Here is a 24188-nt window from a genome sequence, read left to right on the forward strand (position 1 = left end):
TCCGGGCGCGTTCGCGGGGTTGAATAACCACCCGCGTGAATAGGGAAGTCTGGAAAAAGGAACCGAGGCGCGGCCGGGGCAATCGCTGTAAGCCGATCGCCGCTTCACGCTGGCTAGCGCGCTTCGATGGAGCGGCATGGGGCATGCCGCGCGATAAGTCAATGCCGCAGTGCAGCTTGCGCCGCGCCGCGCGGGCGGGTCAGCGGATGCCCGCGTGGTCCATCAGCCTTTCGACGACGCGGTCGGCGGGCGTCGGTTTGGCGACCACGGGCGCATCGATCGCGCGCAGCATCTCGCCCGAACGGTCGAGATCGCCGGTGTTGAGGATAAACGGGATCGACCGTTCCTTCAGCGCGAGCGCGATTTCCTCGCAGGTCTCGCCGCCGCCCAGGTTTACGTCGAGCACCGCGCCATCGATCGGCTGTTCGTCCAGCGCGGAGCAGGCCTCGGCGCAGGTGACCGCAGTGACCGTCGCGATGGCGCAATCCTCGAAGGCCATGACCAGATCCATCGCGATCAGCGGCTCGTCCTCGAGGATCAGCACGCGATTCATCGGCCACCGCCCGTACGGGCGATGGGCAGCGAGATTTCCACGCGCAATCCTTCGCGGTCCCAATGCCGTTCGATCACGCCGCGCGAATGCCGCAGCAGGCTTTCGGCGATATCGAAGCCGGTCCCGCTGGACCCGTCGGGCGGCGCGCTCACTTCGGGTCCGCCGCGTTCGGTCCAGGTCACGATGATCGAATTGCGTCCATGCTTGTCTTCCTCGTGCCGCCATTCGACCGCGACCGTGCCGGCATCGTTCGACAGCGCGCCATATTTGATCGCATTGGTCGCCAGTTCATGCAGCGTCAGCCCGATCGCCGAAATCGCATTGGGTTCGGTCCGCAAGCCATTGCCGTTGAAGCGGAACCGCTCGCCTTCGGGGTCATAGGGCTTGAGCACCGAACGCACCGCCTGGCCGATCTCGATGGTGCCGAAGAAGGCATCGTCGAGCGTCGGTTCGTAGGAGCGGCCGAGTGCCTGCACCCGGTCGTTGATCCGGCGCGCGACACCGCGCGCGTCCATCGAGCGGCCGGTGATGTTCACGATCGCGCCGATTACCGCAAAGACGTTCTTTAGCCGGTGCGACACTTCGCGCGCCATCGCCTTGGCGTGGCGTTCCTCGGCCTTGGCGAGATGGATATCGCTGACGTCCCACTGGCTGCCGAAGAAATATTTGAGATTGCCCTCGGCATCGTAGATCGGGCCGAGATGCAGCGCATTCCAGAAGCTGGAGCCGTCCTTGCGGTAATTGCGTATCTCGACGACGACGACCTCCTCGTCGCGGATCGCATCGCGGATCTTGGAAACCTGGTCCTGGTCGGTCTGCGCGCCCTGGAGAAAGCGGCAGTTGCGACCGACGACTTCGTCCGCGCTATACCCGGTCAAACGTTCGAAGGCGCGGTTGCAGAACACGATCGGATGATCGGGCAGCGTCGGATCCGACAGGCACACCGCCATACGCGTCTGCGCCATGGCCTGCTCGAACAGCAGGCCCGAGGCGCCGACGAAGGCATCGGGGGTATCGAATTCGGCGCTGGGTGTGCCGAGGGCTTGGCTTAATGGGTGGGGCGGAATTTCCGACATCCGGCAGGTCTCATACGAATTCTAGCGACGTCCCGCCTCTGTTAGTGCGGTTACCTGCCTCAAACCTCCGGATGCCGTGAAGTTCCCGAATTGTGCGGGTTACGGGGTTATTCGGAGGTGAGACCAGCCGCTTCCAGCAACCCCTCGGTACTCGCGTCGAAGGCCTCGCCGCCCTGTTCGATCGCCTTGGCCATCTGCTTGCCCAGTTCGACGCCGAACTGGTCGAAGGGGTTGATGCCCATCAGTACCGCGCTGGCGAAGACGCGGTGTTCGTGGAAGGCGATCAGCGCGCCCAGTGCGGCGGCGTCGAGGTCGTCGCACAGGATCGTCGCCGAGGGCCGGTCGCCGGGGTAATTGCGCGCGGGGTCGGCGCCCTTCTTGCCCGCCATCAGCGCGGCGCCCTGCGCAAAGCAGTTCATCAGCAGGATGCGGTGATGCGCGGGGTCGAGTTCGTCGCCCGGCGCGATGCTGGCGATGAAATCGACCGGGATCAGATGCGTGCCCTGGTGGAGCAGCTGGAACACCGCATGCTGCGCATCGGTGCCCACCCCGCCCCAGGTAATCGGCGCGGTCGGGCCATCGACCGGCTGCATGTCGGCGGTGACGCGCTTGCCGTTCGATTCCATCTCGAGCTGCTGGAGATAGTCGGGGAACAGCCCCAGCCGCTCGTCATAGGCGAACACGGCGCGCGTCTGGCAGCCGCGCACGCGGGTGTAATAGAGATCGGCGAAGGCCGCGCGCAGCACGAGGTTGGCCGCGCCGTCGGTATCGCGGAAATGTTCGTCCACCGCCTTGGCGCCCGCGAGCATGGCGCGGAAATCCTCCATCCCCACCGCCATCGCGATAGGAAAGCCGATCGAGGACCAGATCGAATAGCGCCCGCCGACGCTTTCCTGGAACGGCAGGATGCGCGTTTCGTCGACGCCCCATTCGACCGCTTTGTCGGGCGCGGCGGTGAGCGCGATCACGCGGCCGCCGGGATCGGATACGCCGTTGTCGCCCAGCCATTTGAGCGCGCTGGCGGCATTGGTCATGGTCTCGATCGTGGTGAAGGTCTTGCTCGCCACCGCGATCAGCGTCTTGGCCGGATCGCACTTGGCAAATGCCGCCTCGAGCGCGACGCCGTCGATGTTGGAAACGACATGGACATCGCAATAGCTGAGATCGCGGCTGAGCGCGTCGACGCCCAGCGCCGGGCCGAGCGCACTGCCGCCGATGCCGATATGGATGAGGTGCTCGATCTCGCCCAGCGCGCCCTGGTGGATCGCTTCCACCAGCATGCCCATGCGGTCGATCAGCGCCATCGCCTCTTCGACCTTGGCGCCCTCGCCCGTGCCGCGCAGCGTCGCATGGTCGGCGGCGCGGCCCTCGGTCGGGTTGACCACTTCGCCGCCGAACAGCTTGGCGCGCATGCCCGCGAAATCCATCGCCTCGGCAAGTTGTTCGAAGCGCGCGATCACCGCGCGGTCGAGATGCGTCTTCGACCAGTCGAACAGGATCCCGCCTTCATCGAGTTCGATCCGGCCCGAGAGCATGGCGACCCGCGCCTCGCCGCCCGGCTCGTCGGTGCCCTCGCCCCCGTCGCGGGTGGCGCTGAACAATTCGCCCAGCGTGGGGCGCGGGAGCGCGGCAAGCTGGTCCCAGATGTCGGCAGCAGAGGTCATGGTGCAAAAATCCTTTCGTGTCCGCAGGTGCGCGACTAGGGAACTCCGCGATGATTGAGAAGCCCGCATGACAGACCGCGCCCTGGATCCGCATTCGCCCCCGACCAGTTCGAGCGAACCAAAAGACAAGGAGACGCTCGGCAGTTTCCTGTGGTTCGTCACCAAGCTGGTGCTCGTGGTGCTGATCTTCCGCAGCTTCATCTTCTCGCCCTTCACCATCCCCAGCGAGAGCATGCTGCCCAATCTGCGCAATGGCGATTACCTCGTCGCGGCGAAGTGGCCCTATGGCTTTTCGAAATACTCGCTGCCGGGCGAACCCGACCTGTTCGAAGGGCGGTTCTTCGCCAGCCTGCCCGAACGCGGCGATGTGGCGATCTTCAAGCACCCGGTGACGGGCGTGGATTACGTCAAGCGCGTGATCGGCCTGCCCGGCGATACGGTGGCGGTGCAGGACGGCGTCGTCATCCTCAACGGGACCCCGCTGCCCAAGGAGGATGCCGGACCTGCGGACATCCCGATGAGCGCCAACACCGGCTGCCGCCGCGATGGCGGCGTGGTGCTGGACGGGACGACCTGCCGCTATCGCCAGTTCCGCGAGACGCTGCCTTCAGGCCGCAGCTATCTGACGCTGGATTTCGGCACTGTCGGCGCGCGCTTACTGACCGACGAGACCGGCCAGATCGCCACCGATGCGCGCGGCAATCCGCTGCGCGTCGATCCCGACAATACCGAGCCGGTGATCGTGCCCGCGGGCCAGCTGTTCATGATGGGCGACAATCGCGACAATTCGCTCGACAGTCGTTTCCCCGCAGTGCGCGATGGCGGGGTCGGGCTGGTCGATGCCTCCCTGCTGGTCGGGCGCGCCAGCCGCGTCTTGTGGTCGAGCGACGGCAGCGTCGAATGGTATCTGCCGTGGACCTGGTTCACTGCCGCGCGCTGGAACCGCATCGGGGCCGACATATGAGTGCGCTCGATCCCGCCGCACGCGACTGGCTCGCCAAGACCGGCTTCACGGTAAAGGACGAGGCGCTGTGGTTCGTCGCGCTGACGCATGGCAGCATGGGCGAGAAACAGGATTACGAACGGCTAGAATTCCTCGGCGACCGCGTGCTCGGCCTGTCGATCGCCGACTGGCTCTATGCGCGCAGCGATGCGCCCGAGGGCAAGCTGGCGCAGCGGCTCAACGCCATCGTCAGCCGCGAAATGTGCGCGCAGGTCGCGCGCGGGATCGGGCTGGCCCCGCATATCCGTATTTCCAAGCAGGCCAGCAGCGACGGCGGGCGCGACAGCGACAATATCCTCGGCGATGTGATGGAAGCATTGCTGGGCGCCGAGTTTCTCGACAATGGCTTCGAACCCGCGCGCGGCGTGGTCCAGCTGCTGTGGCGCCCCGCGCTCGAAAGCGGCGCGGGCAAGTCCAAGCATCCCAAGAGCGCGCTGCAGGAATGGGCCGCGGGCAACCAGCGGCGCCCGCCCGAATACGAGCTGGTCGATCGTTCGGGCCCCGATCACGCGGCGCGATTTACCGTGCGGGTGAAAGTCCACAAGGTCGGCGAGGCCGAAGGCACCGCGGGCAGCAAGCAGGAAGCCGAGAAGCAAGCGGCACGCATATTTATGGAGACGTTCGGGTGACGCAGGAAACAACCAAATGCGGCGTGGTCGCCGTGCTGGGTGCGCCCAATGCGGGCAAGAGCACGCTGGTCAACCAGCTGGTCGGCCAGAAGGTCGCGATTACCAGCGCCAAGGCGCAGACCACGCGGGCGCGGATGATGGGCATCGCGCTGCACGGCAACACGCAGATGATCCTGGTCGACACGCCGGGTATCTTCGCGCCCAAGCGGCGGCTCGACCGCGCGATGGTCAGCGCGGCCTGGGAAGGCGCGGAAGCAGCCGATGCGGTGCTGCTGATGGTCGATCCGGTCAAGCAGCGGCGGCACGAGCTCGAACCGCTGCTCGAACAGGTCGCGCAGCGTCCCGAACGCAAGATCCTCGTGCTCAACAAGGTCGATGTGGCGAAGAAGGAACCGCTGCTGGCGCTGGCGCAGGATCTGGCGGGCAAGGTGGACTTTGCCGATATCTATTTCGTCTCCGCGCTGACCGGCGACGGGGTACCCGAGATGAAGGAAGCGCTGGCGGGAATGATGCCCGAAGGCGTGTGGATGTATCCCGAAGACCAGGTGAGCGATGCCAGCGAACGCCTGCTCGCCACCGAGATCACCCGCGAACAGCTGTACCAGCAGCTGCATGAGGAGCTGCCCTACGACAGCGCGGTGCGGCCCGAGAAATACATCCAACGCCCCGATGGCAGCGTCGAGATCCACCAGCAGATCGTGGTCATCCGCGACAACCAGCGCGCGATCGTGCTCGGCAAGGGCGGTTCGAAGATCAAGGCCATCGGCGAGGCCGCGCGCAAGGAACTGACCGAACTGCTCGGCCAGAAGGTCCACCTGTTCCTCCACGTCAAGACCGACGAGCGGTGGAGCGAGGACAAGGAAATGTTCGAGGAAATCGGGCTGGACTGGAAGAGCTAGGAGCTCTTCGCACCGGCAATGCTCGCGCTCGATTCCCTCCCCCAGATGGCTGCCGCGCTCGCGGCGGGGCTGCTGGTGGGGATCGAGCGCGGATGGAAGCTGCGCGGCGAAACCCCCGGCATGCGGGTTGCGGGAATTCGCACCTTCACCCTGCTGGGCGTGGCGGCAGGCCTTGCGGGCATCATCGCGGGCCACGGCTTTGCAGTCGCCTCCGGTCTCGTCTTTGCAGCGGCCACCGCCATCGTGGCGATCGGCTATTCGCGCGCGGTGCTCGACAGCAGCCGGCCCGATGCAACCAGCGCGGTCGCCGCCATGGTCACGCTGGGTCTGGGGTTCCTCGCCGGGATCGGCGAAGAGGCACTGGCGGTTGCGGGCGCGGCTGTGGTCACGCTGATCCTCACCCTGCGCGCCGAAGTCCACCGCTGGGTCGGCGCGCTCGACGAGGCCGATATCAAGGCCTTCACGCGCTATGCGGTGATCGCGCTGGCGGTGTTCCCCTTTCTGCCCGAGGGGCGTTTCGGCCCCTACGATGCGTGGGAGCCGCGCACCCTGTGGCTGGTGGTGATTATCGTTACCGGTTTTTCCTTCGCCGGCTATGTCGCCAACCGCCTGTTCGGCGCGCGCCGCGGGACCATCGCGACCGCCGTCATCGGCGGCGCCTACAGTTCCACCGCGGTGACGCATTCCTTTGCCCAGCGGATCGGCTCGGGCGGCGGGCACGGCGCGGAGAACGCCGGCATCGCGCTGGCCAGCGCGGTCATGTATCTGCGGGTCATCATCCTGGTCGCAGTGCTCGCGACGAGCCTGCTTCGGCCCTTCGTGATGGTGGTGGCCCCCGCGTTGATCGCCGGCTTTGCGGTCAGTTACCGGCTGTATCTCAAGGCCCCCAGCACGTCCGGCCCCGCCGCACCCGGCAATCCAATCGCCATGCTGCCCGCATTGACCTTCGTCGCTTTCGTGGCCGTTGCTGCGGTGGCCGCCCGCTGGGCGCAGGGCGAGTTCGGCGAACAGGGCATCGCGGTCCTGTTGCTGCTGATGGGCAGCATGGATGTCGATGCCGCTATCGTCACCGCAGGCGGGCTCGGGCCGGGCACCATCGCCCCCGACCTCGCCGCGCTGGCGATCGCGGGGACGATCCTCGCCAATATGAGCGTGAAGCTGGGCGTCACCCTCGTTTACGGCGGGCGCGAGGCGCGCCCTGCCGCGCTGGCGCTGGGCGCAAGCATGGTGGTGCTCGCCGGGAGCCTTGTTGTGGGGTATGTGCGGCCTTGAGTTGCGAGCGCTCGGCCCTGATTACTGGTTGGCGAGCTCGAAGTTGATATCGAACCGCCTCAAGTAGCTAACCGCGTTGCCATCAGCGTCGGTTCTGATCTGAAATTCTTGCGCCCCTGCCTGTTCGCAGGCCACTTCGCCAAACGCATCGGGCAGCTCGGTCAACGCTTCGCAGCGGACCATCTCGCCCTGCATTCCGATCTCGAGACCTAGCTCGATACCAGACTGGGGCGCGCCTTCGGCATCCTCTGGCAGGCGATTCACGGTCAAGATGATGCCGTCTTGTTGGATCCGTCCCAACCGAGATGCGAGACCTGATCGGCCATCGGCGTCGACGATGGTGATTATTCGCCCCAATCCATAACCGCGCTTCCCCGCGAAATTTCTGGCAGGTTCGATCCGGTGGCCGATCAGGACCGCGCACATCTCTTCGGCCACGTCTTCGTGCGGCACGGAGTGCCTTACTTCGCAGCTGAGGACTTTCCCTTTCGGATCGGCGAATACCTCCAGGCGGGCAGCCGTCCATTTACGCTCGCGATCGACCCATCCGGGCAGGTTGTCGTTGACATGCTTCGCGTCGCGGACCTCGAAAGAGGGCGTCGCAAACGAAACAGCGGCAGCCAAGAAAGGAAGAAACAAGGAGCTACTCCAATGCCATTTCAGAAGGTTCTCAACGACCTAACGTGAATCGGCCAGGTTGGCGAGTGGGATCACGAACTCCGGCTACCGCTTCTTCAGGATCTCGATCTTGTTCTTCTTGGCGAAGTCCTTGGTCGATTCCTCGCTGCGGCCGATGGCCTTGGCGATTTCCTTGAGGCCCTTGCCCTTGCCTGCCAGCAGCCGCAGCTGTCCGGCCTCGTCGGCCTTCCACGGCTGCTTGTGGCGTTCGAAACGTTCCTTCGCCATCAGTCGGCCTCCGCTTTCTTCGCCGCGGGCTTCTTGGCAGGGGCCTTCTTCTTGGCGGGCGCCTTCTTGGCGGCGGGCTTTTTCTTCGCAGCAGCCTTCTTCTTCGGCGCGGCCTTCTTCTTTTTCGCCGGGCCCTTGGCCGCGCGCGCATCGATCAGCTCGATCGCCTGCGCCTCGGTGACGTCCTCGGGCTTCATGTCCTTGGGGATCGTCGCATTGGTGGTGCCGTCGGTGACATAGGGTCCGTAGCGGCCCGGCATCACCTTCATCTCGGCGCCGCTGGTCGGATGTTCGCCCAGCGTCTTGATCGGTTCGGCCTTGCCGCGCCCACCGCCCTTGCGATTGGCGGCTTCGGCAAGCAGCGTGACCGCCGCATTCATGCCGGTATCGAACACGTCGCGCGTGCTCTGCAGCTTGGCGTATTTGCCATCATGTCGCAGGTAGGGGCCGTAACGCCCTATCGCGGCTTCGATTTCCTTGCCGCTTTCGGGATGCGTCCCGACGATCCGCGGCAGGCTGAGCAGCTTCAAAGCCCATTCGAGATCGAAATCGTCGAGATCCTTGGGGATGCTCGCGCGCTTGGCTTCCTTGCCCTCGCCCAGCTGGATGTAGGGGCCGAAGCGCCCCGTCTTGCGTTCGACCGGGAGGCCGGTTTCGGGATCTTCGCCCATCACCCCGTCATCCGCGCCGTCGTCGCCTTCACCGCCGGGCTTGGCGAACTGGCGGGTGAACTTGCAGTCGGGGTAGTTGGCGCAGGCGACGAAGGCGCCGTAGCGGCCGCCGCGCAGCGCCAGCCGGCCGCCTTCGCGGCCTTCGGTTTCGCACAGCGGGCAATGGCGCGGGTCCTTGCCGTCGGCGCGTTCGGGGAACAGGTAGTCGGACAGGAATTCGTCGAGCACTTCGGTCACTTCCGAAGGCTTCTTGTCCATCACCTCTTCGGTCTTGGGCTTGAAGTCGCGCCAGAACGCCTCGAGCAGCTTCTTCCAGTCCTCGCGCCCGTCGCTGACGGTGTCGAGCTCGTCCTCGAGCCCGGCGGTGTAGTCGAAGGCGACATATTGCGGGAAGAAGCGTTCGAGGAAGGCGGTCAGCAACCGCCCGCTTTCCTCGGCGAAGAAGCGATTCTTCTCCATCCGCACATAGGCACGGTCGCGCAGCGTCTGGATCGTGCTGGCATAGGTCGAGGGGCGACCGATGCCGAGTTCCTCGAGCCGCTTGACCAGGCTCGCTTCGGAGAAACGCGGCGGCGGCTGGGTGAAGTGCTGGTTGGCCTCGACACCCTTCTTGAGCGGGCTGTCGCCCTTGGAAATGGCGGGCAGCAGGCCCTCTTCATCGTCCTCGGCATCGTCGCGCCCTTCCTGGTAGACCGCGAGGAAGCCGGGGTATTTCACCACCTGGCCGGTGGCGCGCAATTCGTGCTGGCCGGTGGCCTCGCGCAGCGTGACGGTGGTGCGTTCGAGCGAGGCGGCGGCCATCTGGCTGGCCATCGCGCGCTTGAAGATGAGGTCGTAGAGACGGCCCTCATCGCCGCTGCCCGCGCGGTCGCGGTTGAAATCGGTCGGGCGGATCGCCTCATGCGCTTCCTGCGCATTCTTGGCCTTCGTCTTGTACATCCGCGGACTGTCGGGGAGCGCATGGCCGCCATAGCGATCGGCGACCGCCTTGCGGCAGGCGGAAATCGCGCTGCCATCCATGCTGACGCCGTCGGTCCGCATATAGGTGATCGAACCCGCTTCGTAGAGCGACTGCGCACAGCGCATCGTGTGGCTCGCGGAGAAGCCCAGCTTGCGCGCGGCTTCCTGTTGCAGCGTCGAGGTGGTGAACGGCGGCGCGGGGTTGCGCTTGAACGGCTTGGTCTCGACTTCCTCGACCGTGAAGTTGGCGGTCTCGACCGCCTGCCGGGCGGCAGTGGCGCTGCCCTCGTCGCCGAGCGTCAGCTTGTCGAGCTTCTTGCCGTCGTATCGGACCAGCCGCGCGTCGAATTCGCTGCCGTCCTGCTGCAGCTTGGCGATCACCGACCAGTATTCGTCAGCACGGAAATGTTCGATCTCGATCTCGCGGTCGACGATCAGCCGCAGCGCGACCGATTGCACGCGGCCCGCGCTTTTCGCGCCGGGCAGGCGGCGCCACAACACCGGGCTGAGCGTGAACCCATAAAGATAGTCGAGCGCGCGGCGCGCAAGATAGGCGTCGATCAGCGGCTGGTCGAGCTCGCGCGGGGCCTTCATCGCATCGGTCACCGCCTGTTTGGTGATCGCGTTGAAAGTGACGCGGTCGACCTTGGCGGGCAGCGCCTTGCGCTTCGCCAGCAGCTCGCGGACATGCCACGAAATCGCCTCGCCTTCGCGGTCGGGGTCGGTCGCGAGGACCAGCCGGTCGGCGCCCTTCGCCGCGTCGCTGATTTCCTTGAAGCGCTTCTGCTTGTCGCGATAGAGTTCCCAGTCCATCGCGAAATCCTCGTCCGGGCGCACGCTGCCATCCTTCGGCGGCAGGTCGCGGACGTGACCGTAGCTGGCGAGAACCTTGAAGTCCTTGCCGAGATATTTCTCGATGGTTTTCGCCTTGGCGGGCGATTCGACGATGACCAGTTGCATGGAGGTAAAAACAGTCCCTTACGTGTGTACGTGCGTATACGCGCGAAAATGGGACCGGGGTTCGGTGGCCGTCAAGCGCCAAAACGCAGAACGGGCCGCCCGTATAGGAGGTACGGAGGCGGCCCGTCGCGCGCGCTGCGAACAGCGCCCGCTGTCTGATCTGGTGTGCTTGCGGCGCCCGAGTCGCGGACAGCGAAGACATGCAGCATATGACAGAAACGACATCCGAAATTGCAAGAATGCGCCAATTTCTCTCCTTTCCGTAACGTCACCCGCAAGCTGGTAGGGAGACTTGGCACCGTTCGATCACTGCAGGCTGACCCGTCCGCCAGCGTGGCGTTCGAGCGATCCGGCAATCTCCAGTTCGAGCAGTGCGAGCTGCACCGCCGCGGCGGACGTGCCCGACTGGCGGATCAGTTCGTCGACGGCGACCGGGGCGGTGGTCAGCAGCCCCGCGATCTCGGCGGGTTCGGCCTGGGCAAGGTCCTCGGGCGTGTAGTCGAAGCCATTGGCCGGTTCGCGGAAGGTCGAGCGCGGTTCGCCGGTGAAGGTGCTCAGCAGTTCGGCCACCTCGGCCGGTTCCTGCACCAGCATTGCGCCTTCGCGGATGAGGTGGTTGCAACCGTGGCTGCGCGCTTCGAGCGGGCTGCCGGGGATCGCCATGACCTCGCGCCCCGCCTCGCCCGCCAGCCGCGCGGTAATGAGGCTGCCCGATTTGACCGCCGCTTCCACCACCAGCGTCCCGCCCGCCAACCCGGCGATGATGCGGTTGCGGCTGGGAAAGTGGCTGCCGCGCGGTTCGGTGCCGGGAGGCTGTTCGGCAAGCAACAGGCCATCGCTGGCGATCCGCTCCTGCAGCCCGGCATGCTGCGGCGGATAGGCAATATCGATCCCGCTGGCGATTACGCCGACGGTGTGCGGAAAGGCACCCTCATGCGCCGCGCCGTCGATCCCGCGTGCGAGGCCCGAGACCACGGTAAATCCCGCCTCGGCCAGTCCGCTGGCGAAATCGCGCGCCAGCTTGACCGCTGCCGCGCTGGCGTTGCGCGCACCGACCATCGCGACACAGGGCCGCGCCGCCACCGCAAGATCGCCGCGCCAGGTCAGGATCGGCGGAGCGCTGTCGAGCTGCGCAAGCAGCGCGGGGTAATCGGGCTGGTCGTGAAACAAATATCTGGCGCCCGCCTTGCGCACCGCCTCCACCTCGCGCTCGACCTTCTCCGCAGCAATCGCCCGATAGGCGCGCCCGCCGCGCCGCCCCAGATCGGGCAGCGCTTCGAGCGCCTGCACGGCATTACCGAAACGCTGGAGCAGCATGGCATAGCTGACCGGCCCGATATTGGGCGAGCGCAGCAGGCGGATGCGGGCGAAAGCCTCGTCCTGCGACAGGGCCGAGGTCGCCGCACCGGTCATCCCCCAGCGTTGTCCTTATTGCCGCCGACGCGAGGTTCCTCGCCCTTGGCCAGCCGTGCGATATTGTCGCGGTGGAGATAGATGATCAGCAGCGCGATCGCGCCGAGCACGGGGAAGAACTGCGGGAAGCCGAACAGCGGCGCTGCGGCCGCCGCCGCGACCACCGCGGCCATCCCGGCAAGCGAGGAAATCCGGAAGATCGCCAGCACGCTGAGCCAGACGAAGGCATAGGCCAGCCCGACCGGCCAAGCGAGCCCGAAGGCCACGCCCGCATTGGTCGCCACGCCCTTGCCGCCCCTGAAGCCGAGCCAGATGGGGAAGCAATGCCCCAGCACCGCCGCGCCCGCGGCAAAGGCCATCGCCACTTCGCCCCACAGCTGACCGGCAATCGTGACCGCAGCGAACCCCTTGAGCAAATCGAGCAGCAGCGTGGCCGCGGCCAGCCCCTTGTTGCCGGTACGCAGCACGTTGGTCGCGCCGATATTGCCGCTGCCGATGTTGCGCACGTCGCCCATCCCCGCGGCGCGGGTGAGCAGCAGCCCGAAGGGGATCGAGCCGATCGCATAGCCGAGCAGTGCCGCCCAGAGCACGGTGGTGGTCATTTCTGCTGGCACGATTTACCCCAAGCTACGCCCCGAGCGTCCCACCACCGCAGGCGGGCGTTGCCCCGCGGGTGTTTTTGCGTTCTAGCGACCTAGAAGAAAGTACCGGGTTAGGCCAAGACCCATCTGCGATACCGGCCTGCCAATTCGAACGGATCTGGAGCTTTGGACCAACATTCCCCCATCCTGCTGTTTGATTCGGGTGTCGGCGGACTGACCGTACTCGGCGAATTGCGCGCGCTGCTGCCGCAGGCGCCAGTGATCTACGCCGCGGACATGGCGGGCCTGCCCTATGGCGCGAAGAGCGAAGCGGAGGTGGCCGCGCGAGTCGCCGGGCTGCTCGGGCGGATGGCCGAACGCTACCAGCCGCGGCTGATCTGCATCGCCTGCAACACCGCCAGCACGATCGCGCTGGGCATGGTGCGCGATGTGCTCGAAACCCCGATCGTCGGCACGGTGCCCGCGATCAAGCCCGCGGCGGCGATGAGCCGGAGCGGGGTGATCGGCCTGCTCGGCACCGAGGCGACGGTGCGCCAGCGCTATGTCGACGACCTCGAACGGCAATTTGCCCGCGAATGCACGCTGCTGCGGTTCGGCGCGAACAACCTCGTTGCGCTGGGCGAAGCGAAACTGCGCGGCGAGGAGGTCGCTATCGACGATGTCGCGCGCGCTGCCTCGGGTCTCGTGCTGCAGGACAATGGCGAGCGGCTCGACACGGTGATCCTGGCCTGCACGCACTTCCCGCTGCTCGAAGCCGAATTGCGCGAGGCCTTCGGCGCGGGTGTCGGTTTCGTCCATGGCGCCGGCGGGATCGCGCGGCGCATCGCCTCGCTTACCGAAGGCGAACCCTTCACCCGCAGCGCACCCGATTTCGCCGTGACGACCGGCGATCTCGATGATTTCAAACGGCTTGCCCCCGCCTTCGCGCGGCTCGGGATCGAGGATTTGCGCCCCTTCTGACTTGCGAGCCATTCGCAAAGATCGCGGTGGCGATTTGCAACGTATTCGATTAGGGCGACCGACACAGTCAGCCGCGGACGGGCGGCGCAGATACGGGCGAATACGCCAGTGAATTACGACCAGATTTTCGACGAGGCGATTTCCCGACTGCACGAGGAAGGCCGCTACCGCGTCTTTATCGACATCCTGCGCAACAAGGGTGCCTTCCCCAATGCGCGCTGCTTTGCGGGCCATAACGGCCCCAAGCCCGTCACCGTGTGGTGTTCGAACGATTATCTCGCGATGGGCCAGCACCCCAAGGTCATTTCGGCCATGGAAGAGGCGTTGCATGATGTCGGCGCGGGCAGCGGCGGCACGCGCAATATCGGCGGCAACACGCATTACCACGTCCAGCTCGAAGCCGAATTGTCCGACCTGCACGGCAAGGATGCCGCGCTGCTGTTCACCAGCGGCTATGTCTCGAACGATGCGACGCTGTCGACGGTGGCCAAGCTGCTGCCCGGCTGCGTGATCTTTTCGGACGAACTCAACCATGCCAGCATGATCGCCGGGATCCGCAATTCGGGCTGCGAAAAGCGCGTCTTCCGCCACAACGACCTCGCCCATCTCGAGGAATTGCTGGCCGCCGAAGACGAAGCCACGCCCAAGCTGATCGCCTTCGAAAGCGTCTATTCGATGGATGGCGACATCGCGCCGATCCATGCGATCTGCGACCTGGCCGAGAAATACAATGCGCTGACCTATATCGACGAGGTTCACGCAGTGGGCATGTACGGCCCGCGCGGCGGCGGCATTTCGGAACGCGACGAAGCCGCGCACCGGATCGACATCATCGAAGGCACGCTGGGCAAGGCGTTCGGCGTGATGGGCGGCTATGTCGCAGCCGACCGGAAGATCGTCGACTGCATCCGCTCCTATGCGCCGGGATTCATCTTCACCACCTCGCTCAGCCCCGCGCTGGTCGCGGGCGTGCTGGCCTCGGTGCGCCATCTCAAATCGAGTAACGAGGAACGCGAAGGCCAGCAGGCCGCCGCCGAATTGCTCAAGCAGAAGATGCGCGATGCGGGCCTGCCGGTGATGGACAGCGTCACGCATATCGTCCCGCTGATGGTCGGCGATCCGGTCCGCGCCAAGAAGATAAGCGACATCCTGCTCGCCGAATACGGCGTCTATGTGCAGCCAATCAACTTCCCGACCGTGCCGCGCGGCACCGAACGGCTGCGCTTTACCCCCGGTCCGGCGCATACGCCCGCGATGATGGACAATCTGGTCGGCGCGCTGGTCGAGATATGGGACCGCATGGATCTGGAACTCGCGCAGGCGGCCTGACCCGGAATGGTGGCACCTGCTGATCCCGATTTCCGCCACGCGCTTCCCCCCGAACTCGAAGCACTGCTCGACAGCGACCCGGCGCTGGCCGCGAAATGGCAGGCACTGACCCCGCTGGCGCGCAACGAATGGATCTGCTGGACGATTTCGGCCAAGCAGGAACCCACCCGCGCCAAGCGCCGCGCCCGGCTCCACGAAGAAGTGCTCGATGGGAAGAAGCGTCCGTGCTGCTGGCCCGGATGCCCGCACCGCCGCGCGAGCGCGCGCAAATTCGTCGCTCCCTGAAAGCCGATGCAATCGCGTGCCGCCTGTGGCATGCTACGCGGCAGGGAGAGAGAACATGGCCACGATTTCCGACCGCGCTGCGCGCGATACCGGCACGCTCGACATTCGTCCGCTGACCCCTGCGATCGGGGCAGAGATACTCGGGATCGACCTCGGCAGTGCCGACATCGCCGCGCGCATTCCCGAGATTCGTGCCGCGCTGCTCAGCCACGGAGTGATCTTCTTCCGCGACCAGGACATCACCACCGCGCAGCATATCGCCTTCGCCCGCGCCTTCGGCGAGCTGGAAATCCACCCCGCCACGCCCAAGGACCAGCCGAACCGGGAAGTGCTGCGGATCGGGCATGGCCCCAAGAGCCGCGGGCAGGAAAACGCGTGGCATTCGGACGTCACCTGGCGCGAGGAACCCTCGCTCGGCTCGATCCTGCTGGCGCGCGAAGTGCCCGATTGCGGCGGCGACACGCTGTTCGCCAATATGCACCTCGCCTACGAGCGCTTGTCGGACCCGATGAAGGTCTTTTGCGAAGGGCTAACTGCGGTGCATGACATCGCGCGCGTGTTCGCCAAGCGGCTGGGCAAGCGGCCCGAGGAACTGCACGACCAATATCCGCCGGTGCGCCACCCGGTGATCCGCACGCATCCCGAAACCGGCGAGCGCGCGATCTACGTCAACACCGCCTTCACTTCGCATATCGAGGGGCTGGAGGAGAGCGAGAGCCGCTGGCTGCTCGACCATCTCTTCGCCACCGCCAGGGATGCCGAAATCCAGTGCCGGTTTCGCTGGCAGGCAGGCTCGGTTGCGTTCTGGGACAATCGCGTGTGCCAGCACTTCGCCGCGAGCGATTATTTCCCCGCACGCCGGGTGATGGAACGCGTGACGATTGCCGGGGACAGGCCCTTTTTCACGGCCTGACCGCCTGTCGTAACAGCTTGGTAAGCGCGGCCTTCCTCCCTAGATAGCCGCGATGGACGGCCCCGCCCCTGCCCCGCGCGACGAACGCGCCCTCACGCCGCTGCTGGCGCTTGCCGGGCTGGTACTGCTGCCGTTCCTGTTGCTCGCGCTGTTCGGCCAGGTGGCGGTCCCCGCGAGCGACCAGCGGGCGACCGATGCCCAGATCGAAACCGCCCCCATGCCGGTGCCCGATCTTCCCGCGACGGGCGACGACACCGTGGTCCTCTCCGACCTGCCCCCAGGCGATGCGCAGGCGCGCAATGCCGGCGTGGCCTTCGCCGCAATCGGGCCCGGCAATGCTTCGCCCTTCACCTTCCGCGGCAGCGCCGCCGACCGCACCCGCGCACGCGACTGCCTCGCGCTGGCGGGAATGGCCGAGGCGGGCGGCGGCGATGGCGACCAGCGCGCGGTGATGCAGGTAATCCTCAACCGCGTGCGCCACCCCGCCTTTGCCGGCAGCGTGTGCGGCGTGGTGTTCGAAGGCTCGCAGCGTCCCACCGGCTGCCAGTTCAGCTTCACCTGCGACGGCTCGCTCACGCGGCGCTATTCCGATGCCGCCTGGCGTGCGGCGCGCGCGCGGGCGGAGGAAATGCTCGGCGGCGCGACGCATGCGCCCGTCGGCAATGCCACCCATTTCCATGCCGATTACGTCTATCCCTGGTGGAGCAACCAGCTCGCCAAGGTGGCGCAGGTCGGACCGCATATCTTCTTCCGCTGGCGCGGCTTCTGGGGCAGCGGCGCCGCGCTCTCGGCGCGCTATGGCGGGGGCGAGCCCGATCCCCTGCGGCTGCGCGAAACCGCGCTGGTTACCGCCGCCGCGAGCCCGCTTCCCGGTCTGGTCGAAAGCGGCGAGGCGGTGCGCAGCATCACCCGCGACAGTGTGGCGCGGGCGGCCGGTGGGCCATCTGTTCCCGCCCCAGTCCCGGGGCCCGGCAGCGCGGGCTCGGGCGCAGGAGTGCATTTCGTGCTCGTATCGCCCGGCGATTCGCCTGCCGCGCTGGTCGAGCGCGCACGCGCGCTGTGCGGCGGCGGCGGCTACTGCCGGGTGCAGGGGTGGAGCGATTCCGCGCAGGTCCCGTCCAGCCTGCCGCTGACCGACACCGCCCGCCGCAGCCTGCGCTTCAGCTTCGCCGCAGCGAATGCCAATGGCGGCGAAGCGGTGTTCTTCGATTGCCGGCTGTTTTCCGCGCCGGACATCGGAACCTGCCTGCCCGCCATCCCGTAGGGGATTTGTCGGCGCTGGCGTGGCGCGCTAGTCCTACCGGCAACACTATTGGGAGCGAGACTGAATGAGCGGCAATCCGGATATGACCTATGACGAGGTGGTGATGGGCCGCCGCTCGATTCGCGGCTATCTCGACAAGCCGGTGCCCCGCGCGGTGATCGAGGAAGTGCTGACGCTCGCCATGCGCTCGCCGACCTCGATGAACACGCAGCCGTGGCATTTCCACGTCATCACCGGCGAACCGCTCGACCGGATCCGCAAGGGCAATACCGAACGGATCCTCGCGGGCGAGCCCGACAGCCGCGAGTTCCGCCGCGGCGAGCCCTTCGCGGGCGTGCACCGCGAACGGCAGGTCGGCGTGGCCAAGCAATTGTTCGGCGCGATGGGGATCGAGCGCGACGACAAGGACAAGCGGCAGGACTGGGTGCTGCGCGGCTTCCGCCAGTTCGACGCGCCGGTCTGTGTGATCGTCGCCTATGATCGCGAATTGTCGGGCAGCGACGACACGCCTTTCGATTGCGGCGCGGTCACCACCGCGCTGGTCAATGCCGCCTGGAGCCGCGGCCTGGGCTGCGTGATCAACAGCCAGGGCATCATGCAAAGCCCGGTGGTGCGCGAGCATGCGGGCGTCCCCGACGACCAGGTGATCATGAAAGCGGTCGCGCTGGGCTGGCCGGACGAAAGCTTCCCCGCCAATGCGGTGGTGAGCGAGCGCAAGAGCGTCGACGAAGCCGCGCGCTTCGTGGGCTTCGAATGAGCGATCGCTTCGTCGATCTGGGCGATGGTTTCTGGACCGTCCGTGGCAGCCTGCGCATCGGCGGCGTGTTCGATGTCGGCACGCAATGTTCGCTGGTGCAGCTGGCCAGCGGCAACATCGTCTTTCTCGACAGCTATACGCTGACCGATGAGATCCGCGCGCAGGTCGATGCGTTGACCGATGGCGGCGCCAAGGTCGAGGCGGTGCTCAACCTCCACCCGTTCCACACGCTGCATTGCGAATGGATGCACACCGCCTTCCCGCAGGCCAAGCTGTATGGCACTGCACGGCATATCGAGCATCTGCCCGACCTGCCGTGGGAAGATGTCCGCTGCGAACAGGATGCGCTGGCGCAGCTCTATGCCGATGATTTCGCCTTTTCGGTGCCGCGCGGGGTGACGCTGGTGTCCGACGACGACAGCGTGCATTTTTCCTCGGTCCTCGCGCTGCACCGCGCCAGCGGGACGGTGCATGTGGATGACACCTTCGTCTATCTGCGCAAGGGTTTTCCGCTCAACCTGCTGCCCTTCACCGGGCGGCTGGGCTTCCACCCGACGCTGGCCAAGGCGCTCGAACCGCGCGCAGGCGCGGCAGACCAGTTCCGCGAATGGGCGATCAGGCTTGGCGTCGACTGGGCGGATGCAAAGCGCATTGCCGCCGCGCACAATGCGGTGCTGCCGCTCGACCGCAAGAAACTACCCGATCTGATCGGTGAAGCGCTGGGCCGGGTGAAGCCGGTACTCGACGCACACCGCGCCGAATACGGCTAAACGCTCAGCGCAGGCTCACCACATTGTCGGCGGCGGGGCGCTGGCGGCTGCCGTCGTAGAGGCTGGCCATCGGTTCATCGGTGACGAGCACGCGGTCAGCAGCGCCGAAGCCGTTGAAATCGGTCTTCATCGCCGCGCCATAGGCACCGAGCATGCCGATCTCGATGAAATCGCCCGCCTGGATGTCTTCGGGCAGCACGAACGGCCCTTGCATGTAATCGGCATCGTCGCAGGTCGGGCCGTAGAAGGCGAAGTCCATCTCGGGCTTGATGAGGTCGTCCTCGAGCGCGCGGACGGGGAATTTCCAGTCCACATGCGCGGCATCGAACAGCGCGCCATAGGCGCCGTCATTGATGTAGAGTTCCTCGCCGCGGCGCTTCTCCACCTTGACGATCAGCGAGCTATATTCGGCGCATAGCGCGCGGCCCGGTTCGCACCACAATTCGGCATTGTAGGCGATCGGCAGGTTGTAGAAGTTCTGGTGGATGATCTGGAAATAGTCCTCCAGCGGCGGGGGCTCCATCCCGGGATAGACCGAGGGGAAACCGCCGCCGACGTCGATCATGTCAATCACCACCGAGGCTTCGCCGATCGCGACGCGTACGCGTTCGAGCGCCTGGACATAGGCAAACGGCGTCATCGCCTGGCTGCCCACGTGGAAGCAGACGCCAAGCCAGTCGGCATGCTGGCGGGCTTCCTGCAGCAGCGCGGGCGCTTCGGTCAGGTCGCAGCCGAATTTGGACGCGAGGCTGAGTTCGGAATATTCGCTCGATACGCGCAGGCGGACGCACAGGCGCAAATCCTGCGCGGGCTCGCCATCGTCGTCGCGGCAGGCAGTGACGACCTTCTCCAGTTCCTCGACCGAATCGAGGCTGAAGGTGCGCACGCCGTGCTGGCGATAGGCTTCGCGGATTGCGCTGGGGGCCTTGACCGGGTGCATGAAGCACAGCGTGCCGCCGGGCAGCGTAGCGCGGACCAGCCGCACTTCGGCGATCGAGGCGACGTCGTAATGCGTCACGCCGTTATCCCACAGCACCTCCAGCAGGTCGGGCGAGGGGTTCGCCTTCACCGCATAGAGCGACTTGCCCGGAAACTTCTCGACGAAGAAACGGGCGGCGCGCGCGGCGGCGTGCGGGCGATTGAGGATGATCGGTTCGTCCGGCTGGAGAGCGCGAACTACGGACCGGGCGTCAGGAAATGTGTGCAACTCAAGGGACCCCCAAAACGGCTAGGTTTCAGACAAGGCTGCCTTGCGGATCGGACCCCTTGGGGCAGCGGAACGGCGCACATAAGCGAGATGCGCGATAAAGCAAGCGGAATCGGCCCCTCCGAGCCTTGTCATCGTACCCTATCAAGCACCGAGGCGGCGCGGTGTTCCGCGCAGCGACCGCAGCATCAGCTCAGCCGGTCGCGGAAGGTGTCGTAGCCGAACTCCTTGACCAGCTCGAGCTGGTCGCTGTCGCTGTCCCAGAGATAGATGCTGGGCAGCTGGACACCGTTGAAAGTGTTGGTCTTGACCATCGAGTAATGCGCCTGGTCGAGAAAGGCGAAGCGCTTGCCCACTTCAGCGCCGCCGGGGATCCGGTAATCGCCGATGACGTCGCCCGCGAGGCAGGACGGCCCGCCGATCCGTACCGCCGGAACTGCCTCGTCGCTGCTCTCGCCCAGCATGGCGGGGCGGTAGGGTGCTTCGATTACATCAGGCATGTGGCAGGTCGCCGAAACATCGGCGACCGCGACGGGCAAGCCGTTAAAGCCGGTATCGAGCAACGTGCCGACAAGGATGCCCGCATCGAGCGCGACCGCCTCGCCCGGTTCGAGATGGATTTCCGCGCCGGTATCTTCCTTGGCGTCGCGCAGGAACTCGATCAGTTCCTCGCGCTGGTAATCGGCGCGGGTGATGTGATGCCCGCCGCCCATGTTGATCCATTTGAGCTGGCCGAACCACGGCTCGATCGCGTCGAACACCTTGTCCCAGGTGGCCAGCAGCGGTTCGAAATCCTGTTCGCACAAATTGTGGAAATGGATGCCGTCGACCTGCGCCATGATTTCGGGCGTGAGCTGGTCGAGCGGGAAGCCCAGCCGGCTGCCCGGGCTGGAGGGATCGTAACGCGGCACTTCGCCCGTGGGATGCAGCGGATTGATCCGCAGGCCGACGTCGAAATCCTGCCCTGCGGCGCGCGCGTTTTCCATGATCAGCGTCGCGCGTTCGAGCTGGCCGGGCGAATTGAAGATGACATGGTCCGACAGGCGGCAGACCTCCTCCAGTTCCTCGGGCTTGTAGGCCGCCGAATAGGTCGCGATCTCGCCGTCGTAGAACTCGCTCGCCAGCCGCGCTTCCCACAGACCCGAGGTGCAGACCCCGTCGAGATATTCGCCGATGATCGGCGCGGTCGCCCACATCGAAAACGCCTTGAGCGCGCTGAACATCTTGATCTCGGCAGCATCGCGCACCTCGGCCAGTATCTGGCAATTGGCGCGCAGTTTCGCTACGTCGACGACGAAAGCGGGGCTGTCGACGCGGTCGAGGTCGAATTGGGCAAAGGCGCCCGGATCGCCGGCTTTGGTTTCCATAGGGGTCAATTCTCTCCCGAAGTATCGGCCACCAGCGCATCGACCTGGCGGGCGATCGAGCGGCGTACGGCGGCAACCTGTTCAGCGCCGATTTCGTTCCATCCCATGATCGCCTGCGACACGCGCCTGCCGCTGGTGAAGGCGATCATGTTGGCGATCAGCAACAGCGCATCGAGACGCGCCTCCTCGCCTTCCGGGTCGCTACCGCGGGCGGCGCGGATCAGCTGCGCGGTCAGTTCGGTCCCCGGCTGCCATAGCCGTTCATAGAGCAGCGCGAAGGCATCGCCCGGCGCGTTCATCTCGCGCGCGACGAACCCCGCCCACAGCGCGGCTTCGTCGCCCATGACGAGCGTTTCGACCAGCGCATCCATCAGCTGGCGGAGCAGGTCGTGCGCGGTGGCGCGATCGCCCTGCGCTTGCGCAAGGAACGCTGCCGCGGGCGCGGTGGCCGCCGCCATGCCCTCGGCAAAGCGGTCGAGGATCGCCTGCGCGCATTCGAGATACAGCGCGTCCTTCGAGCCGAAATGATAGTTCAGCAGCGGCTGGTTGACCCCGGCGGCGGCGGCGATGGCGCGGGTGCTCGCGCCTTCCAGCCCGCTCTCGGCAAAGGCCACGATCGCCGCATCGAGGATGAGGCTGCGCGTATCGCTGCTCTTCGCATAGCTGCCGCGGCTGGCGGGTGGGGACTGGGCCATGCGCGGCCCATAGGGCAAGCTGCGGGCAAGCTCCATAGCCTGCCCGCATGGCGGTTATAAAGCGGGTTTGTACTGGCTCGCGTCGGTGACGAAATCGGCATGGCCATAGGTTTCGAGCAGCCCCGCCAGCTTGCGCACAAGCCGCCGGTCGGCCCAGTCGCGCGCAACCGGAACGGCGGCCAGCACCTTGTACCAGCGGATCTGGCCGTGGACAAAAGCTAGGGCGCACAGCGCCGCCAGCCGGTCCGCCCCGCTCATGATGACATCCACGCTCTCAGCCAGCTCGCGGTCGCCGCCCATGAAGTGCTGGATAAAGAACAGCTTCGAAAAACCGCCCTCCATCCAGCGTTTCGCCCCCGCCAAGGCCCCCTCCCCCTGGGTCATCTCGGCGTCCATCGTCGCGCGTAGCAGCGCGCCGCAGGTCTCGGGCTCGAACTCGGCGCGCAGCGTAGCCGAGCGGGTCAGCCACAGTTTCTCGATCCCGCGCGGCGTGTCGCTCAGCAAATCCTCGGGCAGGCCCAGCAGGAAGCAGCGATAGCGCGCCAGTTCGACCTTGGCGCGTTCTTCGGGCGTGAAGGTCTCGCGGCCGCTGTCGAGCACTTCGCGCGTCATCAGATAGGTGCCGATCAGCCCGGCGGGCATCTGGTCGACCTGCGGGATGGGAATACCATAGACCCCCACATCCCACTTGCCGCTGCGCATGATGTTGGCGCGGACCATGGAGTGCATCAGCCGCACCTTGGCCGCCGCCTTGAAGCCTGCGCCCGTACGGCGCAGCGCACCGGGCATCAGCGTACAGGTGAAGAAGCTGCCGGTTTCATAGGCGCGGCGCGAAGCGGTGTTGTTCGACAGCGTACCGGTCAGCGCCATCGGCAGCGCGCTGTATTTGTTCATGAAGGTCGCGATGAAGGCGCCGCGCAGCACGAAGGGGGTCAGGTGGACATGCGCGTTGCGCTCGGCCCGCGCGCCCTGTTCGACCAGATCCATGTCGAGCCAGTCGGGCTTGGCCTCCATTGCGGCGATGAAGGCGCGCAGTTCCTGCGGCGCATCCTCGACTGCCTCGATCCCGCGATCGCAGGCAAGATCGAGCATGTCGACCAGCGCGCGGAAGCCATATTCGGGCATCAGCGCGGCATAGGCATCCGCCGTGCGGTCGCCCATCATCGTATAGCCGCGGATGGTCGCGAGGCATTCGCTATCGGCGAGCAATTCGGCACGGCGCGAGGCGAAGCGCACGGGCATCTCGACCTGGTCGGAAAGGTCGGTGGAGAAGCGTTCGGGCAGCTGCGTGAAATCGACCGAGCCGTAGATCGCGGGGATCGCCTCGCGCTGCGCCACTACCTCGGGCGGAAAAGCTGCGGTTGCAGGTTCGAGCGGTTCGACGTGCGCAAGCGTGGCCATGTAGCGGCTCCCTTCACGCGCCAATTTATATCACTCGATCAAACCGTCAAGGGCGAGGAATTGGCGTCGTGACGCAGCCGGCTTCGTTCAATTTCGAGCCAAAGGCTCCTCAGTCGGGTTCTCCGAGAGCCGCGCGAAAGGCGGTGGCGTGTCGGGGCTCGAAGCATACAAAGGCGATGCGCTCAAAGGTTTCAGGGTTTGCAGCCGCAACCTCACAACACGTCTCGACCGCAACTTTGGCCGCAAGCTCGACCGGATACGCGTAACGTCCCGTCGAAATTGCCGGAAAGGCGATGGACCGGGCGCTCAATTCGATAGCCCGGACCAGCGCGTTTCGATGGCATGCCGCAAGCAAGTCAGGCTCGCCGTTTTCACCCCCACGCCAGACCGGGCCGACAGTGTGGATAATCCAGCGGGCCGGAAGGTTGTAGCCCTTGGTCGCCTTGGCTTCGCCTGTCTTGCAACCGCCCAGAAGACGGCATTCATGGACCAGGTCCTTGCCGGCAGCCCGGTGGATCGCCCCGTCGACACCACCACCGCCAAGCAGCGAACTGTTTGCCGCGTTGACGATGGCGTCAAAGGGCAAGGTGACGATATTGCCCTCGACCACCTCGAGTATGGTGGTGCCCACT

At 65.9% G+C, this 24188-nt stretch carries 24 protein-coding genes; 11 read left to right on the plus strand and 13 right to left on the minus strand.

Features of this window, described 5'->3' with window-relative positions; all coding sequences use genetic code 11:
* Positions 1–199: 199 nt before the first annotated feature.
* The 3 genes from N6L26_RS06615 to pgi all read right to left on the minus strand — a co-directional run bounded on the left by N6L26_RS06615 (position 200) and on the right by pgi (position 3293).
* Entirely contained in the window at positions 200–553 is a 354-nt protein-coding gene (locus tag N6L26_RS06615) for a response regulator (RefSeq protein ID WP_263604830.1), read from the minus strand.
* Complete coding sequence (locus N6L26_RS06620) at positions 550–1629, minus strand: PAS domain-containing protein (RefSeq protein ID WP_263604831.1); 1080 nt, start codon at positions 1627–1629, stop codon at positions 550–552. The genes N6L26_RS06615 and N6L26_RS06620 overlap by 4 nt, the downstream gene beginning before the upstream one ends.
* 107 nt (positions 1630–1736) lie before the next feature.
* On the minus strand, positions 1737–3293 hold the full coding sequence (pgi, locus tag N6L26_RS06625) for a glucose-6-phosphate isomerase (protein WP_263604832.1): 1557 nt from the start codon (positions 3291–3293) through the stop codon (positions 1737–1739).
* Positions 3294–3360: 67 nt separating this feature from the next.
* Here pgi and lepB point away from each other — a divergent pair, with 67 nt between their 5' ends.
* The 4 genes from lepB to N6L26_RS06645 are packed head-to-tail and all read left to right on the plus strand — an operon-like array spanning position 3361 to position 7096.
* Positions 3361–4257, plus strand: coding sequence for a signal peptidase I (gene lepB / locus N6L26_RS06630; protein WP_263604833.1), 897 nt, complete (start codon positions 3361–3363; stop codon positions 4255–4257).
* Positions 4254–4925 carry a ribonuclease III gene (rnc, locus tag N6L26_RS06635; protein WP_263604834.1) on the plus strand — a complete coding sequence of 224 codons (672 nt, stop codon included), beginning with the start codon at positions 4254–4256 and terminating at the stop codon, positions 4923–4925. The genes lepB and rnc overlap by 4 nt, the downstream gene beginning before the upstream one ends.
* Entirely contained in the window at positions 4922–5824 is a 903-nt protein-coding gene (gene era, locus N6L26_RS06640; RefSeq protein WP_263604835.1) for a GTPase Era, read from the plus strand. The genes rnc and era overlap by 4 nt, the downstream gene beginning before the upstream one ends.
* A gap of 18 nt (positions 5825–5842) precedes the next feature.
* Entirely contained in the window at positions 5843–7096 is a 1254-nt protein-coding gene (locus N6L26_RS06645; RefSeq protein WP_263604836.1) for an MgtC/SapB family protein, read from the plus strand.
* Positions 7097–7117: 21 nt separating this feature from the next.
* Here N6L26_RS06645 and N6L26_RS06650 read toward each other — a convergent pair whose 3' ends face one another.
* The 5 genes from N6L26_RS06650 to plsY form a co-directional block, all read right to left on the minus strand.
* Positions 7118–7735, minus strand: coding sequence for a hypothetical protein (locus N6L26_RS06650; RefSeq protein ID WP_263604837.1), 618 nt, complete (start codon positions 7733–7735; stop codon positions 7118–7120).
* 84 nt (positions 7736–7819) lie between these two features.
* Complete coding sequence (locus N6L26_RS06655; protein WP_263604838.1) at positions 7820–8002, minus strand: hypothetical protein; 183 nt, start codon at positions 8000–8002, stop codon at positions 7820–7822.
* Positions 8002–10593, minus strand: a complete 2592-nt coding sequence (topA, locus tag N6L26_RS06660) for a type I DNA topoisomerase (RefSeq protein ID WP_263604839.1) — start codon at positions 10591–10593, stop codon at positions 8002–8004. Before topA ends, N6L26_RS06655 begins: the two co-directional genes overlap by 1 nt.
* Positions 10594–10899: 306 nt before the next feature.
* On the minus strand, positions 10900–12006 hold the full coding sequence (dprA, locus tag N6L26_RS06665) for a DNA-processing protein DprA (protein ID WP_263604840.1): 1107 nt from the start codon (positions 12004–12006) through the stop codon (positions 10900–10902).
* Positions 12003–12608, minus strand: a complete 606-nt coding sequence (plsY, locus tag N6L26_RS06670) for a glycerol-3-phosphate 1-O-acyltransferase PlsY (protein WP_263604841.1) — start codon at positions 12606–12608, stop codon at positions 12003–12005. The genes dprA and plsY overlap by 4 nt, the downstream gene beginning before the upstream one ends.
* A gap of 165 nt (positions 12609–12773) precedes the next feature.
* Here plsY and murI point away from each other — a divergent pair, with 165 nt between their 5' ends.
* The 7 genes from murI to N6L26_RS06705 all read left to right on the plus strand — a co-directional run bounded on the left by murI (position 12774) and on the right by N6L26_RS06705 (position 18886).
* A complete protein-coding gene (gene murI, locus N6L26_RS06675) occupies positions 12774–13568 on the plus strand; it encodes a glutamate racemase (protein ID WP_263604842.1) in 795 nt (264 codons plus the stop codon).
* A gap of 108 nt (positions 13569–13676) precedes the next feature.
* On the plus strand, positions 13677–14897 hold the full coding sequence (gene hemA / locus N6L26_RS06680) for a 5-aminolevulinate synthase (RefSeq protein WP_263604843.1): 1221 nt from the start codon (positions 13677–13679) through the stop codon (positions 14895–14897).
* 6 nt (positions 14898–14903) lie between these two features.
* Positions 14904–15182 (plus strand): YdeI/OmpD-associated family protein, encoded by a 279-nt coding sequence (locus N6L26_RS06685; RefSeq protein WP_263604844.1) that lies wholly within the window; start codon positions 14904–14906, stop codon positions 15180–15182.
* Between the two features lie 55 nt (positions 15183–15237).
* Complete coding sequence (locus N6L26_RS06690; protein ID WP_263604845.1) at positions 15238–16095, plus strand: TauD/TfdA dioxygenase family protein; 858 nt, start codon at positions 15238–15240, stop codon at positions 16093–16095.
* Between the two features lie 52 nt (positions 16096–16147).
* Positions 16148–17359, plus strand: coding sequence for a cell wall hydrolase (locus N6L26_RS06695; protein ID WP_263604846.1), 1212 nt, complete (start codon positions 16148–16150; stop codon positions 17357–17359).
* Positions 17360–17423: 64 nt separating this feature from the next.
* Entirely contained in the window at positions 17424–18116 is a 693-nt protein-coding gene (locus N6L26_RS06700; RefSeq protein WP_263604847.1) for a nitroreductase, read from the plus strand.
* Positions 18113–18886, plus strand: a complete 774-nt coding sequence (locus tag N6L26_RS06705; protein WP_263604848.1) for a hypothetical protein — start codon at positions 18113–18115, stop codon at positions 18884–18886. Before N6L26_RS06700 ends, N6L26_RS06705 begins: the two co-directional genes overlap by 4 nt.
* Before the next feature lie 4 nt (positions 18887–18890).
* Here N6L26_RS06705 and N6L26_RS06710 read toward each other — a convergent pair whose 3' ends face one another.
* The 5 genes from N6L26_RS06710 to N6L26_RS06730 all read right to left on the minus strand — a co-directional run bounded on the left by N6L26_RS06710 (position 18891) and on the right by N6L26_RS06730 (position 24187).
* A complete protein-coding gene (locus tag N6L26_RS06710) occupies positions 18891–20093 on the minus strand; it encodes a type III PLP-dependent enzyme (protein WP_263604849.1) in 1203 nt (400 codons plus the stop codon).
* A 188-nt stretch (positions 20094–20281) separates the two neighbouring features.
* The gene (locus N6L26_RS06715) at positions 20282–21460 is read right to left on the minus strand and encodes a carboxynorspermidine decarboxylase (RefSeq protein ID WP_263604850.1); all 1179 of its coding nucleotides are present in this window, start codon (positions 21458–21460) and stop codon (positions 20282–20284) included.
* 5 nt (positions 21461–21465) lie between these two features.
* The gene (locus N6L26_RS06720) at positions 21466–22155 is read right to left on the minus strand and encodes a CerR family C-terminal domain-containing protein (RefSeq protein ID WP_263604851.1); all 690 of its coding nucleotides are present in this window, start codon (positions 22153–22155) and stop codon (positions 21466–21468) included.
* A 54-nt stretch (positions 22156–22209) separates the two neighbouring features.
* On the minus strand, positions 22210–23556 hold the full coding sequence (locus N6L26_RS06725) for an oxygenase MpaB family protein (protein ID WP_263604852.1): 1347 nt from the start codon (positions 23554–23556) through the stop codon (positions 22210–22212).
* Positions 23557–23665: 109 nt separating this feature from the next.
* Positions 23666–24187: an O-acetyl-ADP-ribose deacetylase gene (locus N6L26_RS06730; protein WP_318173591.1), complete on the minus strand. Its 522-nt coding sequence runs from the start codon at positions 24185–24187 to the stop codon at positions 23666–23668.
* Position 24188 lies beyond the last annotated feature (1 nt).

The organism is Qipengyuania sp. SS22 (assembly GCF_025736935.1).
GTDB lineage: Bacteria > Pseudomonadota > Alphaproteobacteria > Sphingomonadales > Sphingomonadaceae > Qipengyuania.